This window comes from Metabacillus litoralis, from assembly GCF_003667825.1.
GTDB lineage: Bacteria > Bacillota > Bacilli > Bacillales > Bacillaceae > Metabacillus > Metabacillus litoralis_B.
This window is the reverse complement of the sequence record NZ_CP033043.1, coordinates 1,358,990-1,385,734: the sequence shown is the minus strand read 5'-3', so window position 1 is coordinate 1,385,734 and position 26,745 is coordinate 1,358,990. Positions and strand designations below refer to the sequence as shown.

The following is a 26,745-nucleotide window of genomic DNA, read 5'->3' as shown; positions in this document are numbered from 1 at the left end:
ATTTTAACCTAGGTAGATATATATAGGTGTTCTTATGCTTACCATTTCATGAGTTATTATTAAGATATTTACAATAGACTGTTACATAAAAAATGACTTTGAAAGGATTTAGATCTTTTAGCTGTTTTAAAAGTATTGATCTTACCAATGTTTTTTCTCACAGTTCTACAGACCTATTTTTTGCTCCCAAAAATTATGTGAATTTGCATGACTAATTAGCTAATTTAATAGAAAAAGCAAACAATAGTATCTTGAATTTTAGGTATAATATATTATTTTTGTTATTTTTTGGTAGATACTCTCCCAAGGTTGTATGTATTATAAACTATTCCCCTTATGATTATCTTATTCTAATAGAAAGGGGTAAAGATATGACAAAAAAACATCAAAAAGAAATAACAAGAAGAGACTTTTTAGAACAGGTTGGAAAAGTAGGGGGTGCTGTTGCAGTATGGGGAGCTATGGAGTCTCTTGGGATGTTTGCAAGTCCTGTAATGGCAAGTGCGAAAGAATTTAAGTCTCCTAAGAAAAGCGATCTATCAAATGGGAATAAAATAGGAAAAAAAGTCATTATTCTAGGTGCAGGTATCGCAGGAATGACAGCTGCTTATGAATTAGGTAAAGCCGGATATGATTGCAAAATTCTTGAAGCGAGAAAACGATCTGGTGGGCGTAATTGGACAGTAAGAAAAGGTACGGAAGAAACCGAAATAAACGGTGTTAGGCAGACGGCAAAATTTGAAAAAGGGCAATACATGAACGCAGGACCTGCTAGGATACCACAGCATCATGTAACACTTGATTACTGTAAAGAGCTCGGAGTTGAGTTGGAGGTCTTTTGTAATAACAATGAATTTTCTTATTACTACCAGGAAGGTGTCGGGCCTTTATCTGGAAAAAAAATTCGAAAAGGTACCGTAAAAGCAGATGCGAGAGGTTATATCTCAGAGCTATTGGCTAAGGCAAACCACGGCTCATTAGATCAGACTTTAACTAGTGAGGATATCGAAAGGATTAAATCTTATTTAAAAAGTGAAGGAGATTTAAAATCAGACTTTACTTATACTGGATCCTCTAGAGGAGGTTATCAGGAATTACCTGGGGGAGGTTTGAAACCAGGTACAATTAACAAACCTAATAACTTTAAAGAATTACTTGAATCAGGAATGATGCACAGTATAAGTGGGGATTATTCATTTCAACAACAGCCGCTTATGTTTCAACCAGTTGGTGGTATGGATCAAATCCCGAAAGCCTTTGAAAATAAGCTTCATGGAAAAATTACATTTGGTGTGGAAGTAACTGAGATAAGACAATCTTCTGAAGGTGTCAGAATTGTCTATAAATCTGAAAATGGACAAAAGAAAGAAATAATCGGTGATTATTGTGTTTGTACGATTCCATTACCTGTGTTAAAAAATATTCCTGCTGACTTTACAGCAGAAATGAAAAATGCAATCAAGAATATTAATTACGCGACAACTGGAAAAATTGCACTGCAGTTTAAAGATCGTTTCTGGGAGAACGAGGAGCGCATTCTTGGTGGTATTACCACAACAAACATGGATATTTCACAAATTTGGTATCCATCTAATGACTTCCTCTCAACAAAAGGTATTTTAATAGGTTACTATAACTTTGGAAGCAATGCAGTTAAATATGGTAATTTGTCACTTTCTCAAAGAGAAGCGCTTGCTTTAAAACAGGGAGCAAAGATCCATCCTCAGTATACTGAAAATTTCGAAAGTTCATTCTCCGTTGCATGGCACAAAATTAAATACAATGAGGGAGGATGGGCTTCATATTCTGATTCAGATCTAAAAAATTATTACCCAATATTAAACCAACCTCAAGGACGGATTCATTTAGCTGGTGAACACCTAAGTTATCTAACAGGCTGGATGGCAGGCGCAATTGAATCTGCACAAATAGTTGTAAGTCGTATTCATGAAGAAGTCATGAAAGAAGGAAATGTTGTTAAGGCAGGATAAAAAAAATTATTTGGAAGGGAAGTTTTAGGATGAAAAAAAAGGTTAAAACGATAGCAGCCTCAGCTATTATAGGTACAAGTCTTATAGCGTGTTTCTCTGCAAGTGCAGGGAGTGAAGAGGCAGCTTTAAAATCGAATAAAATTACTTTTTTCGGTAGTGCAAGCTCGTCTATTTCTAGTTCTGTTGCAGTACCTCATAATTATCACACACTATCTTATAGTGGGACGGTACCTCCACTGTTAAACAAAGATGGAAAAACAGCTTATGAAAGATATGGAGATACAGAAACACAAGCAATTGGCATTTTGTCAAAGTTTAAAGATGATCTTGAGGCTAAAGGACTTTCTATGTCTGATGTTACATACCTAAGAGTCTATATAACACCTGATCCGAACAAAGGGAACAAACAAGATTATCAAGGCTGGTTTAATGCTTATGCAAAATTCTTTAATACAAAAGAGAATCCTGTTAAAACTGCGCGATCAACAGTTGGAGTTGATAGTTTAGTAAATTCAGATTGGTTAATAGAGATCGAAGCTGAGGTTAATTATAAAGGCAAATAAAAATAGGGGGCATTTTGTATGATCCAAAATATTGGAGTACCAGGTTTAATATTAATCCTAATTATAGCATTAGTTATTTTTGGTCCTTCTAAATTACCTGAAATTGGTCGTGCCTTTGGTCGGACACTAAGTGAGTTTAAAAGTGCCACACGAGATTTAGTTTCTGGAGATTCTGAAGAAGATACAACAAAAAAGGTAAAAGAATAATCATAAAAGGGGAGATGTAATCAACATGTTACATCTCCTTATTTGTAAATAGGATGTGAAAAAATGAGTATGACGAAAATGAATGTGGTGGAACATCTAGAAGAGGTACGAAAGAGGTTTATTTTTATTTTAGTTTCTTTTGTTTTATTTTTAGTTCTTGCCTTTTTATTTGTGGAAGAAATCTATAACGTAATTGTTTATTCTGCTGAACAGGAGCTTACAATTCTAGGACCAAGTGATGTTTTATGGGTCTATTTTATGATTGCTGGATCGTTTTCTTTAGTATGTTCAACCCCAATAGTCTTCTATCATATTTGGAGATTTGTGAGCCCAGGTTTAGAAAAACATGAAATAAAAACAATCATACTCTACATACCTCTTATCTTATTTTGCTTTTTAATTGGGATTTCATTTGGTTACTTCATCCTTTTTCCGAATGTATTTTCCTTTTTGAGTACGTTAGCTGCAGACCATATGAATACAATGTACACGGTTGATAAGTATTTCAAGTTTTTATTAAATCTAACCTTACCTTTAGGATTTTTATTTGAAATGCCTATATTAATTATGTTACTTACAAAAATAGGGATTATAAATCCATTACAACTAGCTAAAACAAGAAAACTAGCATATTTACTGTTAACCATTATATCAACTCTGGTTACTCCCCCTGATTTTATATCTGCATTAATTGTCATGGTTCCGTTATTTCTTTTATATGAAATTAGTATTTCAATTTCTAAATTCATCTATAAGAAAAAAGTAAAACGAGAGAATTCTCTAAAACAAGCTAGTTAATTACTAAGGATATAGGTAATATTTATGAATTTTGAAGTGAAGGCGATATCCAACAAGGATAACGCTTTTTTGATTAACAAATGATAAATACCAGAAGTACCTTTTTATTCATTATGTGTAAGACAGACTTGTGAAAACAAATTTGTTAGGGGGACAGTTAAACCTTCGATGGATAGTTACAAAACTTTGGGGATTCTAGGAAATGAAAAAATGGTGGTATAACATTTTAGCCCTACTAGCTAGGATGATCGTTTTGCCGCTTCAAGCTACACCACACATATATTAAACGAACCTGAAGATTTATTTGATTTTGATCCTGCTACAAATACGATTCAAAACAAACATATTACTGTTCGTAACTTTCATGCTTGGTTAAAACATGATTTGAAAATTAGTGAACATCAACTTCCTACTATCATTGAAAAGCTAGAAAAGAAAGAAGCTATCCTCCCCACATATGATGCAGTTTTAATAGATGAGGGGCAAGATTTTGAAGCGGACTGGCTACGTTTAGTTAGTTTGCTTATTAATGAACAAACACAATCTCTACTTTTAGTGGAAGATCGAGCACAAACCATTTACAACCGTAAACGATCATACCTTCAAGACACGGGGTTAAGCTTTCAAGGGAGATCAAAGGTGTTGTCGATCAACTATCGTAACACACATCAAATTGTGACTTTTGCTTGGAACTTTTATAAAAAACATTCCTTATTAAAAAATAAGGTTGTAAAGCGTGAAATAGAGGGAGAGATAATCGCACCTCAGAGCACCAAACGAAGGGGACCGGAGCCTGGCATTATTAAAGCAAAAAACTTCTTTGAAGAAATGCGACTGGTTGCTCGCCAAGCTAAGAAATTGAATGAAGATACTCAGTATTTGGATGAAGTAGTTGAAGAAAGAAAACAACAAAATGATCGAATCGAAAAAGCTAATTGAATTTTGACATATACCAATGGAGTACTTACATATATGGGAGAGAGTAAGGCTGATTTTGAAATGAAATAGATGATCTTATACTTAAAGTCGAAAGTGGGGGAGTTTTATGCGTGAATCCATTCATCCATATGAAAAAGCACAGAAGTTCTTTTTGAAAATAATTTTTCTGTTTAATCAGGTTCATTTACAATGCAAAGTCCCATTATCAAGTAAGGAATCAATTAAACTATTTACCCATAAGGAACTATTCGAATCTAGTGAACAAATTGGAACAATACAATATGGGGGAATTAAATATCCTCATGATGAAAAAAAACCAGTACCAATTAAATATGTTGAACTTAGATTAGAAGGAAAATTCTTAAAATCATTAAATATTTATGATGATATGAATCAGCTCTTGGTAGATTCTGATGCTAATGGTTGGTTGAAAGGTAAGTTCTTTATTAAAACTGAAGAATTAAAGCGTATAAGAATGATAACCAGATTGATTTCAAATGGGATGGAAAAGAAGTTTGGTTTAGATTATTTATCCTTTGGTATTGATAAAAGTGTTCTTGAATTACCTAGAATTAAGAACACCACTATGAAAAAGTACGATCAAGAAATAGCTATACAACGTGTATCTGATCTATTACAATCTGAAGGCTATAAAGTGTCTAGAACGTCTAATCATGATTTCCCTTATCACATATCAGTCCCAATAGGTGAAAAGGAAGTAGTAAGGATTAGAGTAAAGCATTTACAATTCGAAAATGCCTACAAAGATTCAACCTTACCATATCAAGTTTACAAAATCGATGCATTTGAAACCTTCGAAGTACAAAAACAAAAGATGAAAGATGTGGATGTTGTTGTTGGATATAACTTCAAAGATTTATCATTTGCTTGTTTGAACAAAGAACAGTTTGAAGATAAGAAAAGTCGAGTAGTCCATGAAAGAGAGGGTCAAAATGCAAATTACTTTAATTCGTGGAGAGAAATTAAGGAATTTAATAAATAGGATAATATGGAGTAGGTACTAGGGAGAAAGGCTTCAAGTTTAAAATTGGTGAAACATATAGTGCTTCTCGTTTAGCTAATATTAAATAAGTAGTAAAGGAATGCTAGAACTAATTTATAACAGGGTTCCAATTGATCTCGATGACTCACACCTAATAATAAATTAATTCAGATATACACAATAAGTCTTAAACTAACTCAGAGGAATATCAAGTTATAATTTATAATATCAAGAAAAGTGGGTATTCATACAAAATGATAGAAAATTAAGTCCGTATTTCATTGCCCTTTTTGGACATGATAAAAAAGCGAGGTGATATAAATGGCGACTGCAAAAATTGGTGATGTAATATCCTTTAAACGCGAGGGTGAAACCTATGAAGGTGTCGTATTAGGGATTAGGGAAAATTCTGTAATGGTCGATTACGGTATGTCAAAAGAAAAAAATGAACCACTGAAAACGATTGTGAATCATAAAAATTACAAAATAAAAAAGTAAACTGGATGAGCTTATTCTTCTTAATAAGGCTACACGTACTTACCTCCAATAAATCATGGGGGTGTTTTTTTATTTTGCTTAAATCTTTTACTCGAAAAAATCAAGAAAGAAATCCAATAAACCTCAATGACTTGAATTCCATTCTAATTACATCGAAATACTTAAAAATAGAGCTCAAAGACAAATCTATTATAATTATTTATTAGCAAATTTTTATTTAAAAACAATCTATTATCTAGTAAAATTATCCTATAACATACACACCATTAGATAACGGCAAACCTATTTAAAAGTAGGGACGCAAAACTACGGGCCTAAAGCAAATGCTATGGTGGCCGAGTCGCCTAAAAAGATGGAGAATGATACGTCGGTATGATCCACCTATTTGGGTGGGTCTTTTTTGATTCTTATAATATAGAGGAGGAACACATATATGGGATTTTTAAGAGATGTTGGTAAATTCGCAGGTAAAGCAACAGGAACTGTGATTGGTGGGGCAGTTAATGTTGTTGGAGATGTAACAGGTAGTAAGTTTATTAAAGAAGTAGGAGATGGGGTTAAAAAAGCATCCGAATTTGCGGGTGATACGGTCGGACAAGTGGCAGATGGTGCATGGAATACGGCATCAGGTTTGATTCAAGAAGATAAACATAAAAAGGATCAAGGATTAAACGATATGGCGGATTCGATAGGTAGAACAGCAAAGGGTGTCTATCACACTGCTAAAAATACCTATCATAGTGGAAAATCTACATATGAAGGATTTAGAGACGGCGATGATCTAAAAGTAAAGCAAGGATTACGAGATATCGGAAAAACAGTGGCGATCGGGACACTTGCTGTTGGGGTGATCGATTTAGTTGATGGAGCAGATGGTGCTGAACAAGTTAACGATCATCAAAATGTAGCAAATGCAGGGACAGAAGGAGCATCTAATGTGCATCAAGTCCAACCTCATGTGGCTCACACAGAAGCAGCAACTTCAATAGAAACATCAGAACAACCCGGAACACACCATGTACAACCTCATTACGTAGAAGGTCATTGGCGTGATGGTGTATGGATTGATGGTTATTGGAGAGATGGAGATGGAGATACTTCTGTCAATCTGAGTGAAGAAGAGGGTGGAGGTTATGTACGTACTGATGCGGATGGAAATCCTACTAATAATTTAAATTCATAATACAATTGCGAGGCTAATTCTTTAGTCTCGTTTTTTATGTTACTACAAGAAAAGGAACGATCCCAACCGTATTTTATCTATTTTCTTGATATAATAGAAGTGTTGTTATAAATTCAAAAGTGAGAAATTCTAGCTGTTTTACTGACCGAAAAATTAAAATGAGGTATACCTAAATGAACAATACAAATTTAAATCCAAAAGTTGATGAATTTTTAAGTGCCGCGAAAAAGTGGAAGGAAGAGTTTGAGAAGCTACGAGAGATCGTTCAGGACTCTGAGTTAACAGAAGAATTTAAGTGGAAGCATCCTTGTTACACGTTAAATGGCAAAAATATTGTGTTAATCCATGGATTTAAAGACTACTGTGCACTTCTGTTTCATAAAGGTGCTTTGCTGAAGGATCCGCAGAAAATACTCATTCAACAAACGGAGAATGTCCAGTCAGCTCGCCAAATTCGGTTCACAAATTTACAAGAAATTATTGAAATGGAATCTATTTTGAAAGCTTATATCCTGGAAGTTATTGAGGTTGAAAAAGCGGGTTTAGAAGTGAAGGCTAAGGAGCATTCAGAGTTTACTATACCTGAAGAGCTTCATCATAAATTTGAAGAGCTGCCTGCCTTGAAAACGGCTTTTGAAGCATTAACACCGGGACGACAAAGAGCGTATATTCTTCATTTCTCTCAGCCAAAACAATCGAAAACTAGAGAATCAAGGATTATGAAATGTATTGAGCGAATTCTGATTGGTAAGGGATTAACTGATTGCACATGTGGTCTTTCGAAAAGAATGCCTAACTGTGATGGATCACATAAGAATTTAAAGTAAGAAAGTAGGAATTGTAGTGATTTTCTACTTTCTTGACTCTTAAGTTAACATAATAATATTATGTTACGTTTTATGATGTAACTAAGTATGTTATCTTGCTTAACTTAAAGGCCCATTTAGCTTCCATATAAGTGTACATTTTTTATCAAATTTGGTTTTCACATCACCTTCATAGTATAATCACCTCTATCTAAAAAGAAAGGGTGGAACAAAGGTATGTGGAATGAATTCAAGAAATTTGCCATGAAAGGTAATGTCCTGGACCTGGCTGTTGGGGTTGTAATTGGGGCAGCGTTTGGGAAAATTGTTTCTTCCCTTGTTGATGACATGATTATGCCACTAGTAGGTCTTTTAATGGGTGGAGTTGATTTTACAAATCTGACCGTAAAAATAGGGGAAGCAGAGCTTAAATATGGTCAATTTTTACAAAATGTGGTCGACTTTCTGATTGTTGCCTTTTCGATCTTCCTCTTTGTCAGAGTCATGAACAAATATGTCAAAAGGAAAGAAACAGAGAAAGACAACAAGCCAGCACCTACTGATAAAAATACGGAACTCTTAACAGAAATCCGGGATTTATTAAAAAACAATCAATAGTCGTAGAACAGTAATTAGTCGAACTTAGGGTTTTCATTCTCTGTAAATAAACCGCGAGTACACTTCTTGCGGTTTTTGACCTAAACTCACAAGCAACTTCTTCACTCATTTGCATACTTTTCCCAAAGTCGAATTTTGCCTTTCCTTGTAAATATTTAGGGGGTATAATTTAATATATGACTTAATAGAAATCATCAGACGAGAACTGATGATTTTTTATTTTTTAGTATAGGTGGTAAAAAATGAAGGATAAATTAACGCAATTAAAAGATCGATTAAATGATTTAAGTAAACGCAACAGGTCGATTCGGACCTTGAAATTATATGATAAATGGGCTTTTGATATTAGTTCGATTGATAAGTTAAAGCAAAAAGTTGATGCCAAAACGGTCGTTGAAAGAGTAGTAGAAGGAAAAGGAAATGTTGTGTTGGTAAAGCAAGATGTTTCTAACGATGACTCTTTAGTTCTATCCGGGAAATTGACTTCATTGTACCGAAATGTAAAGGGAATCGAGGAAGAAACAGGGTTGTATGATTTGTATGTTGGTTACCCGTACATTTCTGGCTGTATGCTAGACGGAACATACGTACGCGCTCCTTTGTTTTTATATCCAGTAAAGCTTGAGAGAGAAAAAGTAAACGGTACGCAGTGGAAGCTCGATGTAAATGAGGGCGAGCCTCAGTTGAACCGCACACTTATTTTAGCTTTCAAAAAATTTAGTGGGTTAGATATTGATGAGAAAATATTTGATGAAGCGGAAGAGCAAGCAAAATCGATCAACTTTTTAACGTTAATTTCTTGGCTAAAAGAGTACTCCTTTAATATTCTTTGGAACAATCGACAGGAGCTTGAGAAGTTTAAAGATTATAAACAAAGTGAAATTCCTGAATTTCAAAAGGGACAATTTCAGTTAGATCATATGGCGATATTAGGGAATTACCCTCAGGGAAATTCAGCTTTATTAAAAGATTACGAAGAATTAATATTGGCAACTGAAGATGAACAGGCTGATTTAGGTATTTTAAGTGAATTACTGAATGCTGGTGAGGATTTAAAAACTTCTGATTATGACGAAGGTAGCACGGAGAAGGAAATGGCTACTAAACCGGAAAAAGAGAAGTTTTTTGTTCTTGATACAGATGCATCACAAGAAGAAATTATTAATGAAGTAGACCGCAATCGTGGGTTAGTTGTTCATGGGCCACCAGGTACTGGTAAATCGCAGGTCATTGTGAACTTAATCGCGAATTCCATATCTCAAGATAAACGCGTGCTTTTAGTTTGTCAAAAAAGAGCTGCACTTGATGTTGTGTATCAACGCTTAGAAGCACTAGGATTATCATCACATGTTGCGCTGTTACACGATGAAAAAAATGACCGAAAACCGTTGTATAAAAAGCTGAACACATTACTAGAAGATGAAAAACTAGCAAGTGATCATGAAAATGAGTTGGTTCAGCTTTCTTCTAAAATAGAAGAATATGAGTCAAAGTTAAATGCAATTGCAAAGGGTTTATACGAGGTACAGCCTCATGGGTATAAGGCGTTTGATTTATATTCGTTAGGAAAGCCGATTAATGAAATTGAAGCAATTTTGGAATTAAAAGAAATTCTTCATTCTTTAATGAAAGACAATTTAGATGATGTGTTAATGAAGATTTTCTCTTATGGAACGTATTACAGTCGGTTTGGAAGTGGTGATTATCCTTTAAAAGATCGAAAATCATTTGCTTCATTAGAGCTAAAAGATCGACTAACAATAGTGGAAATTCTAAAAAATGTGATCGAAAAAGCGAAAACAAGTATTTCTTACCTAAATGAATTTGACCAAGATGATATTACTCCAGAATACACTTGGTTGATTAACGATAAATTAGAAAAAATTTATGATGATTTGAATCCAGAGGAAAAAAGAACCTTACAAAAGCTACGTTTATGGTGGTGGACTTCTTTCACTGGAAAAACGATTGTTGAAGAGCTTCTGAACGGTGAAAAGTTTAAAGGAACTTCATCAAAGGAATGGCCACGTATTAGAGAGAGCTTAAAGATACTGTTTGACCTTTCACAAGTGTCGGAAAAAATGTCAACTGAAGTTAAGTCATTACAAGCCTATTTTAACGATGAATTAGTCAAAAAATATCACGAACGAATTTCTAAAGGAGATATTCCTTTAACCGAAATTGAGCAGAAGCATGAATTTATTCTGCAAGACTTTGAAGATTTGCGGAATATGGATCGTGAGTATGATGAGTTTTTACCAAACATCAAAAAGATGATTGATATGCTAAAAGATAAAACTTCACACAATATTCATAAACAGCTTTCTGATGAATGGGTCGATATTGTGAGACAGTCTGCTTTTATTCATTGGATTGATGGTATTGAATCAAAGCATCCCATTTTAACGAAAATTGGAACAGAAGAAATCGAGAAAGTACGGGAAGATTTTAAAGCACTATTACTACAAAAACGCGAGCTTACCGTAAAAGTGCTGATCAATCGTCTTCTGGAAAAATTAAATTCAGTCAAGCAAACAAACAGCAAAGCAATGCGAGAATTAAAGCATCAAACTGGGAAACAAAGAATGATCTGGCCAGTAAGAAAGCTCGTTCGCGAGTTTTCATTAAATGGACTTTTAGATGTTATGCCAATTTGGTTAACATCACCTGAAACCGTTTCGGCCATTTTCCCATTGCAAAAGGAACTATTTGATATCGTTATTTTTGATGAAGCATCACAATGTACGGTGGAAAATGGACTTCCTGCAGCATTTCGAGCTGAAAAGCTAGTAGTAGCCGGAGATGAAAAGCAATTACCTCCTTCTACTTTATTTAGAGGTGTGATTTCAGATGACGAAGATGATGCTGAAGTGGATGATTTTAAAGAATCTGAAAGTCTATTAAATTTGGCAAAACGTTCACTGCCTGAAAAAATGCTGCAATGGCATTACCGATCAAAATCCGAGGAGTTAATCAACTTCTCAAATCATGCTTATTACAATGGAAATATCCAAATCGCCCCAAACGTTGAGCCTTTGCGTCAGCCAGCAGCGATTCAATGGCATAAGGTAGACGGTCGCTGGATTAACCAATGCAATGAAGTGGAAGCAAAAGCTGTTGTTGATTTGTTGAAAAAAACTGTTCTTCAGCATCCAACGAAAACAGTCGGAATCATCACCTTCAACGCGAAGCAACAAGATAAAATCCAGGATATCATTGATGCTCAAGTAGAAGAAGATCAAGAATTTGGTGTATTGTACCAGCAAATCATGAGCAGAGACATGGATGAACGAATTTTCGTCAAAAACATCGAAAATGTTCAAGGTGACGAAAGAGATATTATTATTTTCTCGATTGCTTATGCGAAAAATCATGAAGGTAGAGTTTATAATCGCTTCGGCTCACTCGGCCAACAAGGCGGAGAAAATCGCTTAAACGTTGCGGTAACACGTTCAAAGGAAGAAATTCATGTTGTCACAAGCATCGAACCTAGCGAACTAAGCGTTAGCTCTACAAAAAATGAAGGACCAAAGTTTTTAAAAAGCTACATGGAATACGCCAAAGCTGTCTCACATGTGAGAAAGAATGAAATTGAAGCTGTTTTAACAAAGCTCAATGAAAATCAAAATACAAAAAAGCAAGAAAGCAACCTAATTTTCGACTCACCATTTGAAGAGCAAGTCTACACAGCTCTAACCAACCTAGGATATAAGGTTGATACCCAAATTGGTATGTCTGGATATCGAATTGATTTAGCCGTTGTACATCCTAACCAACCGGAAAAATATATCATTGGCATTGAATGTGATGGGGCAATGTACCATAGTGCACCATCTGCAAAAGAGCGCGATGTTTATAGACAGAGATTTTTGGAGACAAAAGGGTGGAAAATTACGAGAATTTGGAGCCGAAATTGGTGGAAGAATTCAAGTGCGGAAATCGAGAAGATTGATCAGCTTGTGAAGAAGTTGGTGAAGGAAGAGAGTTTGAAGAAGGAAGTTACAGTTTAAATTTTTGAGAAGGCATACTAGATTTCTTAGTATGCCTTTTTTCTTTTATATTAGCCTTTTATGACAGTATTTTGTTTTTGATGGAAGTAGGATTTGTCGTGTAAAGAATATAAGTGTTTTTCGTCGTCTTAATGACTACTCTATCAGTAGTTCCGTATGGTGTGCCAATTCTAATAGCTTCTTTTTCCTCACCACCATACGTATCATCTAAAGATACATCAATAATTTCAGATGTCGGGATTTCCACCCTCGTTAACTGCCACTTAATACTCACTATGTTATTTGATTTTTTTACATTTAGACTCAACATAAGCTCCAACTCCTTATAGCGCAAAATAAAGAATATCATTCGTTCTACATACTTATATACGTTTTTAAGATGATAAAGTTTCGTTGGTTAACATTTTTTTGTACTCACGTTAGTTGAATTTGGGTGATTGTTTTACTGTAAAATAAAGTATATAAATAATAATACATAAGAGGTGGAAAAATGACTGCTGATGAAATAATGAAAGCAATTGAAGAAATGGATAATGGTGAGAGAATAAAATTACTTAATATGTTATTTGATTGTTACTTTGATAGTAGACCCAGCAAAGAGCTGATTCAAAAAGAAAAGGCAAAATTGTTTTGGGGAAATGAAGAAATTTAATAGAAGTCAAGCTTCTTTATTATGTTTATTTTGATAGACTATTCATAGATAATAAAACACAATAGGCGTAAATATCTTTTTAAAAAAGTTCAAGGAAGAAGATTTATATGTTGGAGTTGGAACCATGGGAAAGAAGAAACAAGGGCATTACTGTTTCGGTTGTGTTCGGTACCGTGCTAATGAGAAGTTTAGTGGTAAAGGACATCGGAAGCACATTTGCAAGGAATGCACGAGTAAAGGAAAAGGGAAAGAAAATTTGTTTGATATGAAGCCTCATTATAATCGTTTTATTAAACTACTAAAAGTAAAATGTGTAGTTTTTAAAGAAGAGACTGAATATCTCTTTTTTTCTGTACGTGGTCAAACCTATCTGATTACTAATCTCGAAGATCTACCTTTACATGCATTAACATTCATATACAAATATAATTAAAGCCGTAGCCCCACTTTAACACTCACAGATGAATTAAATGACAATTTATATGATGTTTTTGACGCATTGATGATTAAAACTGAAAATAAATATCCGCATGCTATCTATATTAAAGATGAAGACTACTTGGTCAATGACATGTATGGATATGAACCAATAGAAAAGGAATGCCAATATCTAAGACATATTACTGAGATTGAAGCTATTATTTCAAAACGTATGAAAGAAGAAGAGGATCATCTTCTTAACAGTATGTTTGGGTATTTATAGGACAATTTTAGAAAGTAGGTGTAAGCATGAACAACAAAACAGATAAGAAGTTAGAAGATGCAATGTTAAATATGATAGCAGGGGTAAAGGATTTTAGAAAACAGGAGGAGGAAAAACAGTATAAAAAGTATTGGAGTGAAATAAAGGTTCCGTTTTCATTAAAGGAAGGACTAGGTAAATATACAAAATATGAGCTTGATGAGATAAGAAAAACCTTGCAAATTAAAAATGTAAGTAACTTGAAAAAGGACAAGCTTATTGACTTGCTTGTAGAAGAAATTCCTCATTATCTAGAGAGGATCTATCTATTATGGGATAGTGAGCGTTTTCATTTATTAACGAATATCGCTAGTAAAGAAGGTCGAAGCAAAGCTCTGAACATTGCGGATGAACAAATCAGATATTTTCGTGCAAATGGACTAATTTACACGGGAGTTCATGAAGGAGAGAAGATTCTAGCTGTCCCGTCTGAACTAATTGAACAAATTAATGCTTTAAAAAGCAATGTAGAAGCGAGGGGGACAATTAAAAGAAATACAGAGTGGATCAAACTTACAGGCGGTCTATTGTATTATTATGGAACGTTAAATGTAAATCAGTTGATAGAGGTGCTTGAAAAGTATACAAAAGAACCTCTGAATCTTCGGGATTATTTTCAAGTTATTCATGATGCAAATGATTTTCGTAAGCAATTTTATATAGATGAAGAAGGTTTCTCTCATTTAAGAGTGTTTGATCCAAAGAAAGTGTTGCAGGAACACAACTCGAGAAAGAGTCTTCCGTTTTATCCGTTGACAAAAGATCAACTTTTAACAGCTGGTGAATATGAGTTTGTTGAGCGAAATAAAGTTTATGCTCAATTAGTTAGCTTTCTAACAGAAAACTTCAAAATCGATAAGACCGCTGCTGATCAACTTGCAGAAGAGTGCGTATATGCAACAAAGAACGGTGATTCTCCGAATGATGTTCTACAATATTTAAGTAGAATGCTTGAATTTGAAAATAAGGAGACGCTTCATAAATTAATTGATAATGTTGTTTTTCTCATGAACAACACAAGAGAATGGTTTCTCAAAGGCCACACCTCGACAGAATTATCTGAAGTACAAAAGAAGAATCTACAAGCATTACCGAGAAATAAGAACAATAGCAAACGTGTAGAAGAAATAAAAGTCGGTAGAAATGACCCGTGTCCTTGCGGAAGTGGGAAAAAGTATAAGAAATGTTGTGGGTGATTGACGAGGAATCTACATTAAAAGCCCACTGGAAGACAGAGGAAAACCTCAGTTTTTTATTGGGTTTTATATGAATTAATTCCTATTAAGCATGTAAGTCTTTTACAATCCTACGTTATTGATGTTTTGGGACAAGGAACCTGTCCCCCTGGCTTTAAGCGGAGTTTTTCCTTTTATACAGAAGAATGGGACTCGATTTTGGGATATAAGCGGAATTTTTCCGGTTAAGTAAAGGAAAATGGTCATTTTTCATCTTTTTTGTTTAAATAGGCGGAGACTTTCCGTTTATTTAATCAATTTTTTATGCTATTTCCTCAATAAAAGGAAATTCTCCGCTTATAGTTGCTTATTTCCTAGCGATTCTTGAAGATTTGGAAATCACTTAATCGGGTGCTTATCTTGGTATAAAAAAAGCTCGGAGAATTATACTGTCTCCAAGCATTTGCAAATTTACTGCCAAATTGCTTTTTATTACTTGTACGAATTACTATACAAAAAGCAATGATCATTTATAGTTTATATTTCAAGACCGAACCTCCTCCCACGTCACATCAAAAGCCTTCCTCCAAATTAATACGAAACACAGAAGCACAACCACCAAGTACACATATATCCCATAAGAAACCAAAGTCGAGATAAAATGTATACCAGCAAATAGTCCAGCAAACAGCATTAATGCGAAGATTAGTAAACCGTTGCCAGTTTGATTACTGTCATCAAAGGATTCCGAAAAGGGAAGAGCTTGTTTAATAAACATAAAACAGATCACGGCATATAAACAGGAGTTAATAAAAACAACAACAAGATCTGGCAGAATTCTCACTCCGAATAAAGCAATAAACAAAACACTTAAAAGAAGGTAGACCGGCAAATATAAGTTAAACAGAAACGCCTTAATGGTCCCGCTAAAAAGTGGTTTTAATCCATCGATCGGAGCAACTCCATAAATCCAAGCACCTTTGTATTTTCCTGAATACTTCAAGAGTAGCATGATCGTTGGGATAATAATCAAGCTAAAATAAATAGAGAGATAAGATTTACTGCTAGCTAAAGAATCCAAATCATTTTCAAAACCACTAAAGATAAAAATGAAAGGAATCACCACTGAGAACCCCAAAGAAGGATAAACCTTTAATTTAAAGTCTCGTTCATTTTTCATCATTAAACTAGCAAATTTAAAAAATGTTTTTTCCTCATGTGAGCGACAAATTACACTGAGGATCCATTGTTTAAGTTTACTACGTTTTTTCACCTTCGATTTTCCCTGATAAACAAGCTTTTGAAGGCTTTGCTCAAAAGTCGGATTAAACTTCACATAAAGCCATATTGATAGAAGAGGAACTAGAACCCCTAAAGCTGAAAAGAGTAGATAAAATGGCTGATAAACACCATTCATCACCATTTCCATCATGGCTCCATACCACATCGGAAAGATTAAAACATGCCACCACTGTGGATCAAGTGAAATCGTTAAGTCAATTAATTCAAAGGAACGAACTAGTAATTGATAGCCAACCATCATGGCAAGTGACAGTCCGATTTGAACATAATTGATGATATCTTTTAATTTTTCTCCATCAAAGAACCGTAAAATAAACAAATAAAGAAGTGCTGTGAGCCCAACTACTAACAGGTTAAGTAGAATCACATTCATCAAAGAAACAAGAAAAAACAAGATGCCATTTTTAATCAGTCCAATAATTAAAGGAAGTCCCACAAGTGCTATGGTAAGAAAAGATAAGTAAATCATCACATGAACCATTTTCGCTGTACTGATTGTTCTTCGGTCAACAGGCTTTGGGAACAATATATTACGGTCGCGAATATCTAGTAAAACAGAAGAAAAATCGGATATCATCGATGTCATGATAATAAAGGTGAAAATTCCGTAGAAGAGACTCATTTGAAAAAGATAATTTTCTTCCATCAACACAAATATTACTAAAAACAAGCCGAATAACACATAAATCCAAAGGGAGCTTATATATTGATTGCTGTTTTCTTTTCCTTTTTTCTTGGCATTTTGCGAGAAAATCGTCGGAACACGCCGGCCATCCATTGTTAGCTTTATTTGGAGTATTTTTCTCATGATCTTGTAATCTACGCCAAAGCTGGTGAACAGTTTTTCTAGCTTATCCAATAGTTTTAATGTACGAAAATCCTTCATGCTTACATCTCCCTTACAACGGATACAAATCGTGAGCCAAGCTCTTTATGCTCACTAAATCCTGTAAGTTCGTTGAAAATTTGTTCAAGTGAACCTTCTGTATTTTTTTGTTTTAACTCATCAAAAGTACCGTCAGCGGCAATTTTTCCATCATTCAGGAGAATAATTCGGCTGCTAATTTTTTCGACCACGTCCATAATATGAGAAGAGTAAAAAATGGTTTTCCCTTGATCTGCGAGCTGAGTCATAATTTCTTTGAAAATCATCACACTATTTGCATCCAAGCCATTGATTGGTTCATCGAAAAATAACAGCTCAGGATTATGTAATAAGCTAGAAATAATTAAGAGCTTTTGTCGCATTCCTTTTGAGTAAGAAGAAATACGAGAATGATAGACCTCGCCAATACCAAAGAGCTCCATTAAGCTTTTTGATTTGTATTCTGCAAGATCATAGTCAAGACCGTATAGTTCACCAATAAAGGTTAAATATTCATGACCAGTTAAATTATCATAAAGCTCAGCAATCTCGGGAACATAGCCTATTTTTCTTTTATACTCTATTTTCCCATCTGAAAGATCATGGCCAAAAATGTTGACTTCACCAGAATAATCATCTTCAATCCCAAGCATGATTTTAACGGTTGTACTTTTCCCAGCGCCATTTGGACCAATATATCCAATAATCTCGCCTCGTTTTACTTGAAAAGACACTCCATTTAAGACGGTTTTCACACCATAATTTTTCTTTAGATCATTAATTGTTAAGATAACTTCTTCCATATAAAATCCTCATTTCTTGAAATTTCCATTTAATACCTTTCTAGTGTAACATTAATAACTTTGCTTTCTAAAGGGAAAATTTCTGTTTGTTAAATATATGAGGTATTTTAGAGGGAAGAAGGGTGTAGAAATGAATAAAGTCATGCATTCCTTCATTGTAAATGATGAAGTGCATGACTACAAAAGTCAAAATTAAATTACACCTTGCTCAATCATCGAATCAGCTACTTTTACAAAGCCGGCGATATTCGCTCCAACGACAAGATTGCCCGGAGTGCCGTAATCATAAGCAGCTTTTTTACTATTAAGATAGATGTTTTTCATAATATCCTGTAATTTGGAATCAACCTCTTCAAACGACCAGGATAATCTGGCGCTATTTTGTGCCATTTCCAATGCTGAAACAGAAACACCTCCAGCATTTGCTGCTTTTGCGGGGGCGAATAGTACGTTGTTTTCTAGGAAGAACTCAACCGCTTCTAATGTTGAAGGCATATTTGCACCTTCACCTATAGCTTTTACACCGTTAGAAACTAATAGCTCAGCCGATGCTGAGTCAATTTCATTTTGTGTGGCACAAGGTAGGGCAATATCACAAGGAACCGTCCAAATGCCAAAACAATTTTCTGTATATATCGCTTCAGGATGATACGCTACATAATCACTAATGCGTTTCTTTTCCACTTCTTTTAAGCGTTTCACTGTGTCTAAGTTAATTCCGTTTTTATCATAAATATAGCCATTGGAATCACTACATGCGACAACTTTAGCTCCTAGCTGCATCGCTTTTTCCATCGCATAAATTGATACATTTCCAGAACCTGAAACAACAACTGTACTGCCTCGAAAGCTTAAATTCTTGTCCTGTAGCATTTCTTCAACAAAGTATACAGTTCCGTATCCTGTTGCTTCTTTACGAGCTAAGCTTCCGCCATATCCAATGCCTTTTCCTGTTAAAACACCAGCTTCATATCCACCGCGAATTTTTTTGTATTGCCCAAACAAATAGCCGATTTCTCTAGCACCAACACCAATGTCGCCAGCTGGAACATCTGTGTCAGGTCCAATGTATTTGCTTAGTTCTGTCATAAAGCTTTGACAAAAACGCATGATTTCTCCATCAGATTTTCCTTTAGGGTCAAAGTCAGCGCCACCTTTACCTCCGCCGATAGGTTGACCTGTTAAGGAGTTTTTAAAGATTTGTTCAAAGCCTAAAAATTTAATAATGCTCGCATTTACAGAAGGGTGGAATCTTAATCCACCTTTATACGGACCAATTGCATTACTGTACTGAACACGGAATCCACGGTTTACTTTTACATTTCCTTGATCATCGACCCATGGGACACGGAAAGAGATCACTCTTTCAGGTTCAACGATTCTTTCAAGAATGCCTTGCTTCATATATTGTGGATTCTTCGCAAGAACTGGTTTTAAAGAATCGAATACTTCTTTGACAGCTTGATGAAATTCACTTTCATTTGGATTTCGTTTTTTAACCGTTTCAAATACTTGATCTACATATTGCTGAACACTTTCAGTATACACTTCTTGATTTTTTTCCATTGTTTTCATCTATAACTCCCCTAATATTTATTTTCAAATTATTCTTCATATTTACAGAATTGGTATTATGAAATATTTTATAATTAAAGAATTAATCGAATCAATATAAAGAAACGATAATATTAATGCGTTTTTTGCATGAATGAATAAAGGAGGATACAGAATGGATTTTAGACAAATCCGATATTTTATGGAGGTTGCTAATCGTGAGCATGTAACAGAAGCTGCAGATTTTTTACATGTTGCCCAATCTTCTGTAAGCAGACAAATTGTTAATTTAGAAAGTGAGCTTGGTGTTGATTTATTTATTAGGGAAGGGAGAAGAGTTCATTTAACGCCGATTGGCAAAATATTCTATGAGCGAATGAAGCATGCCATGAATGTCGTGGATGAAGCGAGACGAGAGGTTGAGGAATATTTAGATCCTGAGAAAGGAACGATCAGGATTACATTTCCGATTAGTTTAGCCGCGTACACATTACCAACAGTGATTTATGCATTTCGCATACGTTATCCAGAGGCTAAGTTTCAGCTTAAACAAGCCCTTTATCGTGATTTAATCGAAGGTGTAGTAAAAGGGGATTTTAATCTTGCGCTGATCGGGCCTTTACCTCAAGATGAAAAGAAAATTCAACGAAAAGCATTGTTTACAGAAAATGTCGTGGCATTGTTGCCCATTAACCATCGTCTTGCAAACAAAAAGTCGATAAAACTACTAGAACTTGTGGACGAGCCTTTTGTGTTATTGCCAAAAGGATTTGTTTTTCGCGATATGGTCGTTAATGCGTGTCAAAATCTTGGTTTTAAGCCGAATGTTGCTTTTGAAGGAGATGATATTGATGCGTTGAAGGGACTTGTTTCCGCAGGGTTAGGGGTTACTCTTATGCCAGAAGTCACATTGGTTGATAGCCTGCCGCGATCAACGGTCAAAATACCGTTAGCTGAACCAAATGTGACTAGAACTGTTGGAGTCATTACACCTAAAGACCGAGTACTTTTACCAACAGAAAAGTTATTTTATGAGTTTCTGATTGAATTTTTTGCAAGGTTAGATGAGTTTAAGAATTGATGTGTGTTCATGGAGCATGATTGACAAAGAACGAGACCCCTTGTCCCACTAATAGAACAACAGATTAATATTATTAGCTATCATAAAACAACTTTCAGTCAAATTACGCGAGTATACTTTATTTATTAGTTAAATGGAGGGATAACTTGCATGTACAAATTTAATGAAAAAGAATTAGTAAAGAGGCTTGAAGAAAAAGTTGAGCGTATGGTTGAGCAAATTGGCGAGAAATCACCACATGTTGCGAGAGCGGATGGAGTTTATGATGATATGCCCCATGTTTGGTGGACATCAGGCTTTTGGCCGGGAATATTGTGGGTACTATATGATATGACTGATAACGAGAAGTTTAAGGATGCTGCGATGCATTGGGATGAGGAATTACAAACATGCTTTTCCGAATATCCTAATAAATTTGATCATGATGTAGGCTTTCAGTTTTTATTAACTGCAGTGATGAAACATAACATTCTTAAAAGCGAAAGTAGCTTTGAGATAGGGTTGGAAGCAGCCAACTATTTAGCGGGACGCTTTAACCCGGCCGGACAATTTATCCGTGCATGGAACGGCGATAAAATCGGTTGGGCAATTATTGATTGTATGATGAATCTTTCGTTGTTATTCTGGGCAAGCCGTGTAACTGGAGATCCTCGATATAAACAAATTGCAACTCTTCATGCGGACACTATATTGAAGCATGGAATAAGAGAAGATGGATCGGTTTGTCATATTTTATCATTTGATCCTGTATCAGGTGATTTTATCGAATCGATTGGTGGTCAAGGTAACGCACCAGATTCAGCATGGAGCAGGGGAAATGCATGGGCATTATATGGATTTGCTAATACATACCGCCATACAGGAGATGCTCGTTATTTACATGCAGCCAAACGGGTCGCACATCACTTTATCGCAGGTTTACCAGAAGATTATGTTCCTTATTGGGATTTCCGCTTGAATTCAATAGAAAATGAACCTAGAGATAGTTCTGCAGCTGCAATTGCCGCTTCGGGTTTATTAGAAATTGCAGAAGTGGTACCTAGTAATGAAAAACGACTATATGCAGATGCTGCAACAAACATTTTAGCTTCTTTAACTGAGAATTATGCGACTTGGGATCAGCCAGAGCATCAGGGCATTCTAGTCGAAGGAACAGGGCATAAGCCGGCTAATGAGAATATTAATGTATCGCTTATTTATGGTGATTATTATTATATAGAAGCTATCGCTAAGGTAAATGGGTGGGAGAGGCGTATTTTTTAAAGGTTGAAAGTTGTGTATAGTAGAGGGAAAGTCCGAACCTTTTAAAAGATTATGAAATTATGAAGCTTTCTAAATGGGAACTAGACATTTAGGAAGCTTTTTTTATTAATAGATGGTGTATAAAGTGTTTAACTGTGAAAATTTAACTTAAGGACGATATTAGCTTCTTCTAGATTTTTTTGCGATGTTAAATAATTGTAAGAAGAGATGTTTGAAGAGAATCTGGCGTTCAGAGTTCATATAGATTGAGGGACAAGGGACCTGTCCCTCTGGTTTTCCTTGTGTTTTGTTTGTTGTGGTGTTAAAGTGTATATATAGATATACACACCATAACAGTATTGGGGGATTTTTTATTATGGAATTCATGGAGTTGCTTTGGGCATATTTAGTCGTTTTTGTATTGGCTGCAGTCCCATTTTTTGAAGGGTACGGAGTGATTGCGTTAGCGATTATCGCTGGATTACCAGCAGTGCCTTCCATATTAATCGCATTATTCGGTAACATCTTAACAGTTTTATTGCTCATCCTTTTTGTGAACAAAATTAAAGAGTGGAGAAGAAAAAGAAAAGGTGAAGGTGAGGAGAAAAATCCAAGTAAAAGGGCATTACGTGCTCAAAGTTTATGGAAAAAATACGGTTTACCTGGTTTAGCCTTCATTGGGCCATTATTTGTTGGAAGTCACCTAACTGCTTTTATGAGTCTTTCATTTGGTGGGACAAAGAAAAAAACGTCGATCTGGATGGTTGCTAGTATTGTCGTGTGGGGCATAGTGTTTGCGGTATTATCTCATTTTGGTGTAGATTTCTTAGGCTATGAGGACAAAGGCTTTTTTAAAGAGTTAATTGAGAAAAATTGATTTGTAATTTGATAGAAAGGAGAGATGAAATTGTTTAAAGATGCCCTTTGGCTAGCTCTTAAAGAATTTCAGTTTAATAAGCTTCAGCTAGGAGCTTCCATTTTAGCCACTATCCTATTCGCGGGTATATCATCTCTTAGTCTAGAACAATCGATTATGAATGTACTGGATATCGAAAGAATGAATGACAGATTTTTTCTTAGTGATTTTATGTTTATTGTGTTTACACCAGTATTAGCAACGATCTTTATGTCTGGGCCATATTTGAACTATAAGACAATCAAAGAAGATCCTTTTAGTAAGCGCATGGCTGTTTATCGTTCTCTTCCAATTCCAATTAAGGTTCTTGCTTTAAGTCGGACGATTTTGATGCTTATGACGTTATTTCTGCTGAGCATCGTATTTTATACGACGATTACGTTTTTACTGCCAGATCGTTTATTTGAGTATCTCACTATAAGTGAATACCTTGTATTTATCGTCATTTGGTTAGGCTATGCTCTGTCTTTAGGAGGAGCTCACACTTATTTGGAGTATGGTACTAATGGAAAGGTGCTGCATCTTTTTCCTTATATCTTAATCTTTCTACTAGTATTTGTCTTTTATCTTTTTTATTCATTTGTTGAAAAAGGAATTGTTGAATACACCATCCTCCTCTCAATCAATATTGGTTGGCCAATTGCCTTTCTCTTTCTTATCATTGGAATGGTAGGTTGCGTTTTATGGCATACTTTGTTAACAAAACGCTTATCTACTAAGGATTATTTATAGGATGGAGGAGTAGCATGAAGCTTCCTATTCGTGTATCAGAGGATAGTCGAGAGCCCATTTATCATCAAATCGAATACCAGCTAAAAACATTAATTGTTGGTGGCCAGCTACCACCTGGGACTCCTCTGCCATCTATTAGAGTATTGGCCGGTGACCTATCATGCAGTGTGATTACAACAAGAAGAGCCTACCAAAACCTTGAAACAAGTGGATATATTAAAACTGTCCAGGGTAAAGGGACGTTTGTTAGAGAAATAGAGGAACCACATAAAAAAGAAACAAAGGAAAAAGTTGTCTATGACGCACTACAGAAAGCAATCGAACAAGGAATGCAATTAGGGGCAACAAAGGAAGAGCTTCGGGTTATTTTTGAAGATGTGTTAAAAGATTTTTAGATGGGGGAATGAAAGATGAATACCTCAGTTTTAGAAGTAAAAGGATTAGAAAAGAAGTTTAAACATTTTAAGCTAGGTCCTCTTAATTTCAGCTTGGAAAAAGGAACAGCTGTGGCGTTATTAGGTGGAAATGGATCCGGTAAGAGCACATTTTTTAGATTGCTAATGAATATTTTGCAAAAAGAAGCAGGTACGATCACTGTTTTTGGAGAAAAAATGATCGAAAATGAAGCTGAACTAAAGAGAAGAATAGGGTACACAGGTGATTTATTTGATCCATTCTCCTCGCATAAAGTGAAAGATCTTGCCAAACTGGTTTCTCGTTGGTATCCAAATTGGGATCATGACCGTTATTCTCATTTCATCAACAGATATAACATTAACGAAAATGAGAAATATGGTAAATGTTCGAAAGGGACGAAAAAGAAAATAGAATTTGTATTTTCAATCTGTCATAACCCAGATATCCTTTTATTAGACGAACCTTCAGCAAACCTTGATATTGTGTCACAAAGAAAGCTAAAAGAAGATTTGATTCACTATATGGAGGACGGAGAGAAAAGCATTGTTTTGGCAACTCACAATATGGACGATGTAAGACAAATCTGTGATTATATTACAATAGTAGAAAAAGGAAACATTCTTCATTCTTTTGAAAAAGATGAAATTCATGACAAATGGGCGAGAGTGTGGGTTACTGAACTACCAAATGAGTTGAAAAATCATCCTCATATTGTGAGTGTGAACACGATTAATAGCACATCAATTGAAGTGGTAACGAACCATTTTCTTAGCCTAGAAAGTGATTTAACAAGAAACGACATTTCTGTTCATCACATGGACCGGTTAACCCTCGAAGAAATCGTTGAATATATTTTAGAAAAATAACAAGGGTCAAAAGAGTAACTATGATAGTTGCTCTTTTTTTGTAGATTTAGGGGTATTCATTTAGGTGATGAGTAGACAGGATAAAACTCTGTACGACAAAAGAGGTGTATTCCTTTGGCTATATAAATAAATGTAGATGTAGACATTCATGCTCGCACTAGTTAAAAAGAATTACATACGGTACTTGGCACCAATATTACGAATAGTATATTATTCCCTATTTTTCAGGAAATCCATTTCTATATTGTATCCTTCTGGAAAAATATGATAATAATGGAGTGTTCAAGGGAAAGGGGAACCCTCAAATGCGATCACTAGTAATATATGTCCTAGTATGTACCCTGGTATTTACAGGAGGATGTAGTATGAAAAAAGAAGCAGATTCTAAGGAATTACCAAATACAGCAGCATTTCAGGATGAATTTACTCGTAGTTTGTTAGATTCTCCGGAGGAAGTTGAAGATGGACACTATTTATTCGAGTCAAAAACAGGTGGATATTCTATGCTTTGGCCTAAAAATGCGGTAACAGACGGACCACCATTCTATCAAAGAACAAAAGATAGCTTTGAAAAAATTATTTTTTATGAAACAAATGAAAAAGGAAATTATAGATATTCATTTAGTAGTACATATTCAACATATGGCGAAAGTGTAATTGAATCCAGCCTAGGTATTTTGAGTGATTCAGTTCGTTACAATGGAGAATATGAAAAAATAGAAACAGAAAATACTCGTATTTACTTTGCGAGATCCCAAGCAAAATTAACAAATTCTACATCTTACAGATTCTTTTCTTACATTGCTTCGAAAGGAAGTCAGAGAGGGGTAGAATTTGTTTATTCAGCGCAATGCTTGGATGAGTCTCAGTCTAATTGTGATATAGATATTGAAAAAGAAGAAGACAAAGCTTTACATTATATGAAATCAGTAAAATTTAATACGGATAAATAGAAGTACCAAAATGAGAATGCCATTTCTTATTGTAAGCATCTTTAACCATGATGAAAAATGGAGTGTTCGAAGAAAGCGAAAGGGGTCACACTAATGCGATCATGGCTAATTTATGCCCTTATTTTTAATCTGGTATTTACAGGAGGATGTAGCATGAAAAAAGAAGCAGATTCTAAGGAATTACCAAATACAGCAGCATTTCAGGATGAATTTACTCGTAGTTTGTTAGATTCACCGAAGGAAGTCAAAGAAGGATACTACTTATTTAAGTCAAAAACAGGTGGATATTCTATGCTTTGGCCCAAAAATGCAACAACGGATGGACCTCCATTTTATCAAAGGAACAAAAATGGTTTTGAAAAAATCTTATTTTCTGAAATAGATGAAGAAGAAAATTATAATTATGCCTTCAGTACAACATATACAACCTACGGTGAAAGTCTAATTGGGACTAGTTTAAATATGCTAAGTGCTTCAGTTGGATACAATGGACAATATGAAATAATACAAACAGACAAAACTATCATTTACTATGCAAAACTTGAAGATAAAATTGGAACAGAAAATGAAATGGTAACTTCATACAATTACTTTAGTTATATCGTCTCAAAAGATAGTAAAAAAGGAATCGAATATATATTTACAGCAAATTGTTTTGCTGAACTAAATAGCGTATGTAACATAGATCCAAAAGTGGAGGAAGAGAAAGCACTAATTCAAATGAAGAATGTAACATTCAGAACAGATGGATAGGGGAGTAAAGAAGAGCAATGAAGAAATCTCAATACTAATATTACTAGCGACGAAACAATCATTCATCATCTCACTA

General features: G+C 34.9%; 27 protein-coding genes and 1 riboswitch. Of the genes, 23 read left to right on the top strand and 4 right to left on the bottom strand.

Annotated features, from left to right (window positions below):
• Window positions 1-371 precede the first annotated feature (371 nt).
• The 11 genes from D9842_RS06610 (at window position 372) to D9842_RS06560 (ending at window position 12,616) form a co-directional block, all read left to right on the top strand.
• Entirely contained in the window at window positions 372-1,991 is a 1,620-nt protein-coding gene (locus D9842_RS06610) for a flavin monoamine oxidase family protein (protein ID WP_121661835.1), read from the top strand.
• Between the two features lie 29 nt (window positions 1,992-2,020).
• On the top strand, window positions 2,021-2,554 hold the full coding sequence (locus D9842_RS06605) for a RidA family protein (RefSeq protein WP_121661834.1): 534 nt from the start codon (window positions 2,021-2,023) through the stop codon (window positions 2,552-2,554).
• An 18-nt stretch (window positions 2,555-2,572) separates the two neighbouring features.
• Window positions 2,573-2,761, top strand: a complete 189-nt coding sequence (locus D9842_RS06600; RefSeq protein ID WP_121661833.1) for a twin-arginine translocase TatA/TatE family subunit — start codon at window positions 2,573-2,575, stop codon at window positions 2,759-2,761.
• Between the two features lie 63 nt (window positions 2,762-2,824).
• Window positions 2,825-3,559, top strand: a complete 735-nt coding sequence (gene tatC, locus D9842_RS06595; RefSeq protein WP_121661832.1) for a twin-arginine translocase subunit TatC — start codon at window positions 2,825-2,827, stop codon at window positions 3,557-3,559.
• A 384-nt stretch (window positions 3,560-3,943) separates the two neighbouring features.
• Window positions 3,944-4,498, top strand: a complete 555-nt coding sequence (locus D9842_RS06590; RefSeq protein ID WP_257535989.1) for a UvrD-helicase domain-containing protein — start codon at window positions 3,944-3,946, stop codon at window positions 4,496-4,498.
• Window positions 4,499-4,604: 106 nt separating this feature from the next.
• Window positions 4,605-5,501, top strand: a complete 897-nt coding sequence (locus D9842_RS06585) for a hypothetical protein (protein ID WP_121661830.1) — start codon at window positions 4,605-4,607, stop codon at window positions 5,499-5,501.
• 321 nt (window positions 5,502-5,822) lie between these two features.
• Entirely contained in the window at window positions 5,823-5,999 is a 177-nt protein-coding gene (locus D9842_RS06580) for a DUF2187 family protein (RefSeq protein ID WP_121661829.1), read from the top strand.
• Window positions 6,000-6,264: 265 nt separating this feature from the next.
• A riboswitch (cyclic di-GMP riboswitch) is annotated at window positions 6,265-6,347 on the top strand.
• An 85-nt stretch (window positions 6,348-6,432) separates the two neighbouring features.
• A complete protein-coding gene (locus D9842_RS06575; protein ID WP_121661828.1) occupies window positions 6,433-7,182 on the top strand; it encodes a hypothetical protein in 750 nt (249 codons plus the stop codon).
• Window positions 7,183-7,355: 173 nt separating this feature from the next.
• Window positions 7,356-8,009, top strand: a complete 654-nt coding sequence (locus D9842_RS06570; RefSeq protein WP_121661827.1) for a DUF1801 domain-containing protein — start codon at window positions 7,356-7,358, stop codon at window positions 8,007-8,009.
• Window positions 8,010-8,225: 216 nt separating this feature from the next.
• Window positions 8,226-8,606 (top strand): large conductance mechanosensitive channel protein MscL, encoded by a 381-nt coding sequence (gene mscL / locus D9842_RS06565; RefSeq protein ID WP_098798515.1) that lies wholly within the window; start codon window positions 8,226-8,228, stop codon window positions 8,604-8,606.
• Between the two features lie 242 nt (window positions 8,607-8,848).
• Window positions 8,849-12,616 carry an AAA domain-containing protein gene (locus D9842_RS06560; RefSeq protein WP_121661826.1) on the top strand — a complete coding sequence of 1,256 codons (3,768 nt, stop codon included), beginning with the start codon at window positions 8,849-8,851 and terminating at the stop codon, window positions 12,614-12,616.
• Window positions 12,617-12,674: 58 nt separating this feature from the next.
• Here the strand turns inward: D9842_RS06560 and D9842_RS06555 are convergent, their stop codons facing one another.
• Window positions 12,675-12,926, bottom strand: coding sequence for a SunI/YnzG family protein (locus D9842_RS06555; RefSeq protein WP_121661825.1), 252 nt, complete (start codon window positions 12,924-12,926; stop codon window positions 12,675-12,677).
• Between the two features lie 180 nt (window positions 12,927-13,106).
• Between D9842_RS06555 and D9842_RS25725 the strand changes: the two genes are divergently transcribed.
• The 4 genes from D9842_RS25725 (at window position 13,107) to D9842_RS06540 (ending at window position 15,206) form a co-directional block, all read left to right on the top strand.
• Window positions 13,107-13,268: a hypothetical protein gene (locus D9842_RS25725; RefSeq protein ID WP_162987333.1), complete on the top strand. Its 162-nt coding sequence runs from the start codon at window positions 13,107-13,109 to the stop codon at window positions 13,266-13,268.
• A gap of 124 nt (window positions 13,269-13,392) precedes the next feature.
• On the top strand, window positions 13,393-13,701 hold the full coding sequence (locus D9842_RS06550; protein WP_121661824.1) for a hypothetical protein: 309 nt from the start codon (window positions 13,393-13,395) through the stop codon (window positions 13,699-13,701).
• A gap of 66 nt (window positions 13,702-13,767) precedes the next feature.
• On the top strand, window positions 13,768-13,971 hold the full coding sequence (locus tag D9842_RS06545; RefSeq protein WP_121661823.1) for a hypothetical protein: 204 nt from the start codon (window positions 13,768-13,770) through the stop codon (window positions 13,969-13,971).
• Window positions 13,972-13,997: 26 nt separating this feature from the next.
• Entirely contained in the window at window positions 13,998-15,206 is a 1,209-nt protein-coding gene (locus D9842_RS06540) for a YecA family protein (RefSeq protein WP_121661822.1), read from the top strand.
• A 523-nt stretch (window positions 15,207-15,729) separates the two neighbouring features.
• Here the strand turns inward: D9842_RS06540 and D9842_RS06535 are convergent.
• The 3 genes from D9842_RS06535 to gdhA all read right to left on the bottom strand — a co-directional run bounded on the left by D9842_RS06535 (window position 15,730) and on the right by gdhA (window position 19,730).
• Window positions 15,730-17,373 carry a hypothetical protein gene (locus D9842_RS06535; RefSeq protein WP_121661821.1) on the bottom strand — a complete coding sequence of 548 codons (1,644 nt, stop codon included), beginning with the start codon at window positions 17,371-17,373 and terminating at the stop codon, window positions 15,730-15,732.
• A gap of 2 nt (window positions 17,374-17,375) precedes the next feature.
• The gene (locus D9842_RS06530; RefSeq protein WP_121661820.1) at window positions 17,376-18,155 is read right to left on the bottom strand and encodes an ABC transporter ATP-binding protein; all 780 of its coding nucleotides are present in this window, start codon (window positions 18,153-18,155) and stop codon (window positions 17,376-17,378) included.
• A 192-nt stretch (window positions 18,156-18,347) separates the two neighbouring features.
• The gene (gene gdhA / locus D9842_RS06525; protein WP_121661819.1) at window positions 18,348-19,730 is read right to left on the bottom strand and encodes an NADP-specific glutamate dehydrogenase; all 1,383 of its coding nucleotides are present in this window, start codon (window positions 19,728-19,730) and stop codon (window positions 18,348-18,350) included.
• A gap of 154 nt (window positions 19,731-19,884) precedes the next feature.
• Between gdhA and D9842_RS06520 the strand changes: the two genes are divergently transcribed.
• The 8 genes from D9842_RS06520 (at window position 19,885) to D9842_RS06485 (ending at window position 26,669) form a co-directional block, all read left to right on the top strand.
• Window positions 19,885-20,790 carry a glutamate biosynthesis transcriptional regulator GltC gene (locus D9842_RS06520; RefSeq protein ID WP_121661818.1) on the top strand — a complete coding sequence of 302 codons (906 nt, stop codon included), beginning with the start codon at window positions 19,885-19,887 and terminating at the stop codon, window positions 20,788-20,790.
• Between the two features lie 150 nt (window positions 20,791-20,940).
• Window positions 20,941-22,053: a glycoside hydrolase family 88 protein gene (locus D9842_RS06515; protein ID WP_121661817.1), complete on the top strand. Its 1,113-nt coding sequence runs from the start codon at window positions 20,941-20,943 to the stop codon at window positions 22,051-22,053.
• A 355-nt stretch (window positions 22,054-22,408) separates the two neighbouring features.
• On the top strand, window positions 22,409-22,909 hold the full coding sequence (locus D9842_RS06510; RefSeq protein WP_121661816.1) for a small multi-drug export protein: 501 nt from the start codon (window positions 22,409-22,411) through the stop codon (window positions 22,907-22,909).
• A 30-nt stretch (window positions 22,910-22,939) separates the two neighbouring features.
• Entirely contained in the window at window positions 22,940-23,680 is a 741-nt protein-coding gene (locus D9842_RS06505) for a hypothetical protein (protein ID WP_121661815.1), read from the top strand.
• Between the two features lie 14 nt (window positions 23,681-23,694).
• Complete coding sequence (locus D9842_RS06500) at window positions 23,695-24,075, top strand: GntR family transcriptional regulator (protein WP_121661814.1); 381 nt, start codon at window positions 23,695-23,697, stop codon at window positions 24,073-24,075.
• 15 nt (window positions 24,076-24,090) lie between these two features.
• Window positions 24,091-24,963 carry an ABC transporter ATP-binding protein gene (locus D9842_RS06495; protein ID WP_121661813.1) on the top strand — a complete coding sequence of 291 codons (873 nt, stop codon included), beginning with the start codon at window positions 24,091-24,093 and terminating at the stop codon, window positions 24,961-24,963.
• A gap of 365 nt (window positions 24,964-25,328) precedes the next feature.
• A complete protein-coding gene (locus tag D9842_RS06490) occupies window positions 25,329-25,916 on the top strand; it encodes a hypothetical protein (RefSeq protein WP_121661812.1) in 588 nt (195 codons plus the stop codon).
• Window positions 25,917-26,069: 153 nt separating this feature from the next.
• The gene (locus D9842_RS06485; protein ID WP_121661811.1) at window positions 26,070-26,669 is read left to right on the top strand and encodes a hypothetical protein; all 600 of its coding nucleotides are present in this window, start codon (window positions 26,070-26,072) and stop codon (window positions 26,667-26,669) included.
• Window positions 26,670-26,745 lie beyond the last annotated feature (76 nt).

Excerpts from the sequence above, each read along its gene's own strand:
- D9842_RS06610 (WP_121661835.1), top strand. The coding sequence starts at position 372 with ATGACAAAAAAACATCAAAAAGAAATAACAAGAAGAGACTTTTTAGAA.
- D9842_RS06605 (WP_121661834.1), top strand. The coding sequence starts at position 2,021 with ATGAAAAAAAAGGTTAAAACGATAGCAGCCTCAGCTATTATAGGTACA.
- D9842_RS06600 (WP_121661833.1), top strand. The coding sequence starts at position 2,573 with ATGATCCAAAATATTGGAGTACCAGGTTTAATATTAATCCTAATTATA.
- tatC (WP_121661832.1), top strand. The coding sequence starts at position 2,825 with ATGAGTATGACGAAAATGAATGTGGTGGAACATCTAGAAGAGGTACGA.
- D9842_RS06585 (WP_121661830.1), top strand. The coding sequence starts at position 4,605 with ATGCGTGAATCCATTCATCCATATGAAAAAGCACAGAAGTTCTTTTTG.
- D9842_RS06580 (WP_121661829.1), top strand. The coding sequence starts at position 5,823 with ATGGCGACTGCAAAAATTGGTGATGTAATATCCTTTAAACGCGAGGGT.
- D9842_RS06575 (WP_121661828.1), top strand. The coding sequence starts at position 6,433 with ATGGGATTTTTAAGAGATGTTGGTAAATTCGCAGGTAAAGCAACAGGA.
- D9842_RS06570 (WP_121661827.1), top strand. The coding sequence starts at position 7,356 with ATGAACAATACAAATTTAAATCCAAAAGTTGATGAATTTTTAAGTGCC.
- mscL (WP_098798515.1), top strand. The coding sequence starts at position 8,226 with ATGTGGAATGAATTCAAGAAATTTGCCATGAAAGGTAATGTCCTGGAC.
- D9842_RS06560 (WP_121661826.1), top strand. The coding sequence starts at position 8,849 with ATGAAGGATAAATTAACGCAATTAAAAGATCGATTAAATGATTTAAGT.
- D9842_RS06555 (WP_121661825.1), bottom strand. The coding sequence starts at position 12,926 with ATGTTGAGTCTAAATGTAAAAAAATCAAATAACATAGTGAGTATTAAG.
- D9842_RS25725 (WP_162987333.1), top strand. The coding sequence starts at position 13,107 with ATGACTGCTGATGAAATAATGAAAGCAATTGAAGAAATGGATAATGGT.
- D9842_RS06550 (WP_121661824.1), top strand. The coding sequence starts at position 13,393 with ATGGGAAAGAAGAAACAAGGGCATTACTGTTTCGGTTGTGTTCGGTAC.
- D9842_RS06540 (WP_121661822.1), top strand. The coding sequence starts at position 13,998 with ATGAACAACAAAACAGATAAGAAGTTAGAAGATGCAATGTTAAATATG.
- D9842_RS06535 (WP_121661821.1), bottom strand. The coding sequence starts at position 17,373 with ATGAAGGATTTTCGTACATTAAAACTATTGGATAAGCTAGAAAAACTG.
- D9842_RS06530 (WP_121661820.1), bottom strand. The coding sequence starts at position 18,155 with ATGGAAGAAGTTATCTTAACAATTAATGATCTAAAGAAAAATTATGGT.
- gdhA (WP_121661819.1), bottom strand. The coding sequence starts at position 19,730 with ATGAAAACAATGGAAAAAAATCAAGAAGTGTATACTGAAAGTGTTCAG.
- D9842_RS06520 (WP_121661818.1), top strand. The coding sequence starts at position 19,885 with ATGGATTTTAGACAAATCCGATATTTTATGGAGGTTGCTAATCGTGAG.
- D9842_RS06515 (WP_121661817.1), top strand. The coding sequence starts at position 20,941 with ATGTACAAATTTAATGAAAAAGAATTAGTAAAGAGGCTTGAAGAAAAA.
- D9842_RS06510 (WP_121661816.1), top strand. The coding sequence starts at position 22,409 with ATGGAATTCATGGAGTTGCTTTGGGCATATTTAGTCGTTTTTGTATTG.
- D9842_RS06500 (WP_121661814.1), top strand. The coding sequence starts at position 23,695 with ATGAAGCTTCCTATTCGTGTATCAGAGGATAGTCGAGAGCCCATTTAT.
- D9842_RS06495 (WP_121661813.1), top strand. The coding sequence starts at position 24,091 with ATGAATACCTCAGTTTTAGAAGTAAAAGGATTAGAAAAGAAGTTTAAA.
- D9842_RS06490 (WP_121661812.1), top strand. The coding sequence starts at position 25,329 with ATGAAAAAAGAAGCAGATTCTAAGGAATTACCAAATACAGCAGCATTT.
- D9842_RS06485 (WP_121661811.1), top strand. The coding sequence starts at position 26,070 with ATGAAAAAAGAAGCAGATTCTAAGGAATTACCAAATACAGCAGCATTT.